General features: G+C 64.5%; 5 protein-coding genes and 1 rRNA gene. 3 read left to right on the top strand and 3 right to left on the bottom strand.

From position 1 onward, the window contains the following. Positions 1-48: 48 nt before the first annotated feature. Positions 49-930, bottom strand: a complete 882-nt coding sequence (locus QOD90_RS15240) for an NmrA family NAD(P)-binding protein (RefSeq protein ID WP_526351092.1) — start codon at positions 928-930, stop codon at positions 49-51. Positions 931-1032: 102 nt separating this feature from the next. Between QOD90_RS15240 and QOD90_RS15235 the strand changes: the two genes are divergently transcribed. Further along, positions 1033-1503, top strand: coding sequence for a MarR family winged helix-turn-helix transcriptional regulator (locus QOD90_RS15235; protein ID WP_526351090.1), 471 nt, complete (start codon positions 1033-1035; stop codon positions 1501-1503). A 185-nt stretch (positions 1504-1688) separates the two neighbouring features. On the opposite strand, the gene QOD90_RS15230 is transcribed toward QOD90_RS15235, so the two are convergent. Then, a complete protein-coding gene (locus QOD90_RS15230; RefSeq protein ID WP_526351088.1) occupies positions 1689-2711 on the bottom strand; it encodes a YhjD/YihY/BrkB family envelope integrity protein in 1023 nt (340 codons plus the stop codon). A 401-nt stretch (positions 2712-3112) separates the two neighbouring features. Between QOD90_RS15230 and QOD90_RS15225 the strand changes: the two genes are divergently transcribed. Both QOD90_RS15225 and QOD90_RS15220 read left to right on the top strand, forming a co-directional pair. Beyond that, positions 3113-4612, top strand: coding sequence for an AlkA N-terminal domain-containing protein (locus QOD90_RS15225; RefSeq protein WP_526351086.1), 1500 nt, complete (start codon positions 3113-3115; stop codon positions 4610-4612). Next, positions 4612-5115 carry a methylated-DNA--[protein]-cysteine S-methyltransferase gene (locus QOD90_RS15220; protein ID WP_526351084.1) on the top strand — a complete coding sequence of 168 codons (504 nt, stop codon included), beginning with the start codon at positions 4612-4614 and terminating at the stop codon, positions 5113-5115. Before QOD90_RS15225 ends, QOD90_RS15220 begins: the two co-directional genes overlap by 1 nt. A gap of 77 nt (positions 5116-5192) precedes the next feature. On the opposite strand, the gene rrf is transcribed toward QOD90_RS15220, so the two are convergent. Further along, positions 5193-5305: ribosomal RNA gene (rrf, locus tag QOD90_RS15215) — 5S ribosomal RNA — on the bottom strand. Positions 5306-5309 lie beyond the last annotated feature (4 nt).

The following is a 5309-nucleotide window of genomic DNA, read 5'->3' as shown; positions in this document are numbered from 1 at the left end:
TGCTGCCGGTGGGCAAGCCCACCGGCAGCAGCCGTCACCGATCACGCCCTAGCTGGCGGCCAAGCTGTAATTCGTGGCCCGCAGCCAAGCTTTCAGGTTCCAGAGATCCGGATCGATCCGGCGAACGGCAGCGATGTCTGCCTGGTATGCGGGCGTCTCCGCGAACCAGCGGAACATCTTCTGAAGATCGTCCTGACCGTCCAGGACTTCGACCGGCAGGGCCTCATACCGCGCGGACAAACCGACGCGCTCTCCGAGGATGGCGGCGATCTCACTGCCTGTCAGCTCATCGCCGGCAATCTCGATTGCCGCCGGAACCGCCGCAGGGTCGAGAAGCGCCGCAGCTGCAACGACACCGATGTCCCGGACAGCGATCGCCTGCAACTTGATGCCGTCCGGCACGGGGAGCCGTAACACGAGTTCGTTGTCTTCGACCGTCGGAGCCATCGACAGGAAGTTGTCCATGAAGAACACCGGACGAATGATCGTCGCCCGAAGGTCACGTCCCAATATGTACTCTTCGATCCGGCGCTTGGACTCGAAGTGCGGAACGCCCGAATTGCGCTCGGCGCCTCCAACGGAACTGAAGACGACATGCGGAACCTGCGCCGCGGTCGCCGCGTCGGCGAAGGCGACGCCTTGCCGGACCTCGCCGTCGACATCAGTGCTCTGCGAGTCGCCGTAAGGGGTCGTCATGAAGAAGAATGCATCGACCCCTCGGAGCGCATTGTTCAGCGACGCTGGGTCGTTGGCATCGATCTGTACTAGCTCCGCTCCGCGGTTCGCCAGGTTGCGAGCACGTTCGGAGCCAGTGCTGCGGACCAATGCGCGCACCGATGCGCCGCGCTCGAGCAGAGCGTCGACGACAGCTCCACCCTGAGCGCCCGTCGCCCCAGCGACCGCGATGGTCTTCGTCGTTGATGTAGTCATGGTCAAACTCCTTCGCTTGTAGGTACGCTTAGCCTTAGCCTTAGCCGGCTAACTATCGCCCGGTGTAACCATTAGCCGGCTAAACGTATTCCGGAGGGAAGAATGAGCGCAGACAACGCCGGTGCGGCTGCGCAGGACCGCGAGCGGTCAGAGACGATCAGCCTGTGGATCTCAGCCGTTTCGCGCGTGCATCGCCAACATGCCGGAGCACTGCTACACGGGATCGGGCTTTCCCCGGGGCAGGAACTGTTGCTCATGCTCCTCTGGGAGAAAGAGCCGCGCTCGCAGGCGGAGTTGACTCGTGAGATGGCCGTAGAGCCGCCAACGGTGTCGAAGATGCTCTCCCGCCTGGCTAGAGCGGGTCTGATCGTGCGCAACCGATCCGAGTCGGATCGTCGAACCGTTCTCGTGAGTCTGACCGAGGCGGGCCGCGCGCTGGAAGCTCCTGTGAACGCGGCGTGGCGCACACTCGAGGCGGACACCGTCGGCGAGCTCACCCCTGAGGAACAGGACACCCTTCTAGCTCTACTGGGGCGAGTTCACGAATCTCTCGCAGCCAAACGTCGACCTTGAATGCCAACCCCAGAGCCGAACCTGCACAAGGTGTTTCATGGCTACTTAACGGTGGTGCCAATGCCAGCAAGGGCGCCCCGTCAGATCCTCACGCACGCCACCGCGTGCTGTCCGACTGTCCTGGCACGCACAGTCGCTGAGCCAGTTCAGTCGCGCGCGTCAGACCGATGAGGCCGGGTGACCGGTTAGCCGCGGCGGGCGGACTGGGCTTGGTCGATGAGGTGCTTCTGCGAAGCGTCGAGTTTGCGGGTGTCGCGGGGTTCGGCGAAGGGTTCGGCGTCCTCGGGCAGCCCTTGAGCGATGGCCTTGCCGTGGTCGAGTTCGGCGTTCACCTCGGCTCCGAGCAGGATTGCGATGTTGCTCAGCCATAAGAACACAAGAAAGATGACCACCCCGGCCAGGGACCCATAGGTCTTGTCGTAGGAGGCGAAGCGGGCGACGTAGACGGCGAACAGGGCCGAGATCACCAGCCAGATCAGCACCGCGATTCCCCCGCCGGGGCTGACCCACTTGATGCCGCCCTGCTTGGCGTTGGGGCTGGCCCAGAAGAGGATGGCCAGCAGCACCGACACCAGGATCAGCAGCACCGGCCACTTCGCGATGTTCCAGATCAGCACCGTGGTGTCCCCCGCTCCGACGACGTCACCAATCTGACGGGCTACCGGACCACTGACGACGACGATCACCGCGCTGAGGACCAACAGGATCACCGCCACGATGGTCACCCCCAGCCGGATCGGCAGGGTCTTCCAGATCGGTCGGCCTTCACCGATGCCATAGATGACGTTGGAGGCGCGCATGAACGCCGCGACGTACCCCGACGCCGACCACAGGGCGACCACGACACCGACGATTGCGCTCAGGCCGGCCGCACCCTTGTTGGACTGTGCCTGGGTGATCAAGGTGTGCACGAAGTTCCCGCTCGATCCGGGCGCGATGGCTTGGGCCTGGTTGCTCAACTCGGTGGTGATGTCGGGACCCAGCAGCCCGAGGATGGAGATCAATACGATCAGGCCTGGCACGATCGACAGCACTGCGTAGTAGGTCAACGCGGCGGCCAGGTCACCCACCCCGTCCTGGCTGAACTGGTGGCCGACCCGCTTGAGCACCGCCCGCAGTGAGGGCGTGGACAGGTCGGCGGGGCTGTCGGGCTCGTCATCGTCGAGATCGGGGCGCGCTCCAGTATCGGTGGCCAGCTTGCGTGTCATGTCGGATACCTCGTTTCCCGAAGTCCGTTGGGGTAGGGGATTACGAACAGGTCAAATCCTGCTCAGCGCCACACCGCCCACGCCTTGAGCGATTCGCACTCGGTGGCACCGTACCCACCCCGTGTGGCTCGCAATCTAGGGTCTGAACACGAAGGGAAGCAGGCAGCTGCAAGCCGGGGTTCTCGTAGGCCGGTTGCTCGTTGAACGTCTGAGCCTGCCGGTTTACAGCTGTCGCGGGCCTCTGCCCCGGTCACCGTTCGATGGCGCCATCGTTGGGGCGTGCGGCGCCCGAGACCATCAGTGGCGCACCGAACCATCGGGTAGCTAGGCCCGGCGACCCAGTCCACCTAGATGTCGGTTTTCCGCTAGTACTGTCGGTGCCACCGTGTAAGTGTCTAGGCATGTACGAAGACTTCGACCGCTGTTATCGGGCAGTCCAGTCCAAGGACTCCCGATTCGACGGCTGGTTCGTGACGGCGGTGCTCACCACCGGCATCTACTGCAGGCCCAGTTGTCCCGTGCGTCCCCCGTTCGCGCGCAACGTGCGGTTCTATCCGACGGCGGCCGCCGCGCAACGGGAGGGGTTCCGCGCGTGCAAGCGCTGTCGGCCGGACGCCTCCCCCGGATCGCCGGAGTGGAACGTTCGCGGCGACGTCGTCGCTCGGGCGATGCGGCTGATCGCCGACGGCACCGTCGATCGCGACGGCGTCACCGGGCTCGCGGCGCGGATCGGCTACACCACCCGACAACTCGAGCGACTGTTGCAAGCCGAGGTGGGAGCGAATCCCCTTGCCTTGGCCCGCGCACAGCGCACGCAGACCGCTCGAGTGTTGATCGAGACGACCGACCTGCCGTTTGGCGACGTCGCGTTCGCAGCCGGCTTCTCGAGCATTCGCCAATTCAACGAAACCGTGATGTCAGTGACCGCGCTGACGCCGACGGTATTGCGCAAGCTGGCCCGGACGCGGTTCGGCCCGGGCAAGTCGACCGGTTCGGGGATGGTGACGCTGCGGTTGCCGGTGCGGACGCCCTTCGCCTTCGAAGGACTGTTCGGCCATCTCGCCGCGAGCGCCGTCCCCGGGGTTGAGGAGGTGCGCGACGGCGCCTACCGCCGGACGTTGCGGCTGGCCTCGGGGCACGGTGTCGTCGCCCTGACACCGCGGCCGGATCACGTTCACTGCGAACTCATCCTCGACGACTTCCGCGATCTGTCCACTGCCATCGCCAGGTGTCGGCGGCTACTCGACCTCGATGCCGATCCGGAGGCGGTGGTGGACGTCCTCAGTGGCGATGGACAGCTGAGTGCCTTGGTCGCCAAGGCACCGGGGCAGCGGATCCCGCGCACCGTCGACGAATCGGAGTTGGCGCTGCGCGTCGTCATCGGACAGCAGATATCGGTGAAGGCGGCCCGAAGCCACGCAGGGCGCCTGGCGCAGGCATATGGAACGTCGATCGAGGATCCGAAAGGTCTTCTCAGCCACGTGTTTCCGAGCGTGGCGCAACTTGCCGAGCTCGACCCCGTTCACCTCGCCTTCCCGAAGTCGCGGCAACGGACGTTCATCGCGCTCGTCGGTGCACTGGCCGATGGGAACGTCGTGCTCGATCCGGGTTCCGACTGGAACCGGGCGCGCGAACAATTACTCGCCTTGCCCGGTATCGGACCGTGGACCGCAGAGGTGATTGCAATGCGCGGACTCGGCGATCCCGACGCCTTTCCAGTGACCGATCTGGGCGTGCTGGCCGCGGCGAAGTCCCTCGGCCTGCCGGCAGATCCGCGGGCACTGGCCGAACACGGTGGCCGCTGGCGGCCGTGGCGCGCCTATGCGACGCAACATCTCTGGACCGCACTCGAACACGACGTCAACAACTGGCCGCCCAAGACGGCTGTGAAGGAGAAGTGATGACAACAGTGCAATACCGCACCGTCGACAGTCCGGTGGGCCTGCTGACGCTGGCCGGTAGGAACGGCCGACTGCAGCACCTTCGGATGGTCGACCAGACCTATGAACCCAGCCACGACGGCTGGGAAGGGGACGAGGCGGTCTTCTGCGACGCCGTCGCCCAACTGGAGGCGTACTTCGCGGGCGATCTCGTCGACTTCGACCTCGAGCTGGACCTGGTCGGCACGGAGTTCCAACGTCGCGTCTGGACTGCCCTGCTCACCATTCCCTATGGACAAACCCGCTCCTACGGTGAGATTGCCCTACAGATCGGTTCGGCCGGCGCATCACGCGCAGTCGGATTGGCGAATGGCCACAATCCGATCGGCATAATCGTGCCGTGCCATCGCGTAATTGGCGCGAATGGCAGTTTGACGGGATATGGCGGCGGCTTACATCGGAAGCGACAATTGTTGGAAATGGAGAAGAATCGCACGTCTCCAGTCGCGACGCTTTTCGACTGATGTTTGGAGAGGAGCGAATTCGAATAGAAATGCCGAAGGCCCCCAATCGAAATTGGGGGCCTTCGGACTTAAAGGGTGTTCGGCGGTGTCCTACTTTTCCACCCGTATGGGCAGTATCATTGGCGCTGGTAGGCTTAGCTTCCGGGTTCGGGATGGGTCCGGGCGTTTCCCTGCCGCTGTTGCCGCCGTAACTC

The organism is Mycobacterium sp. (genome assembly GCF_032161845.1).
Lineage (GTDB): Bacteria > Actinomycetota > Actinomycetes > Mycobacteriales > Mycobacteriaceae > Mycobacterium.
Note: the sequence above shows the minus strand (reverse complement) of the source record. Positions and strands in the feature narration are given on the sequence as shown.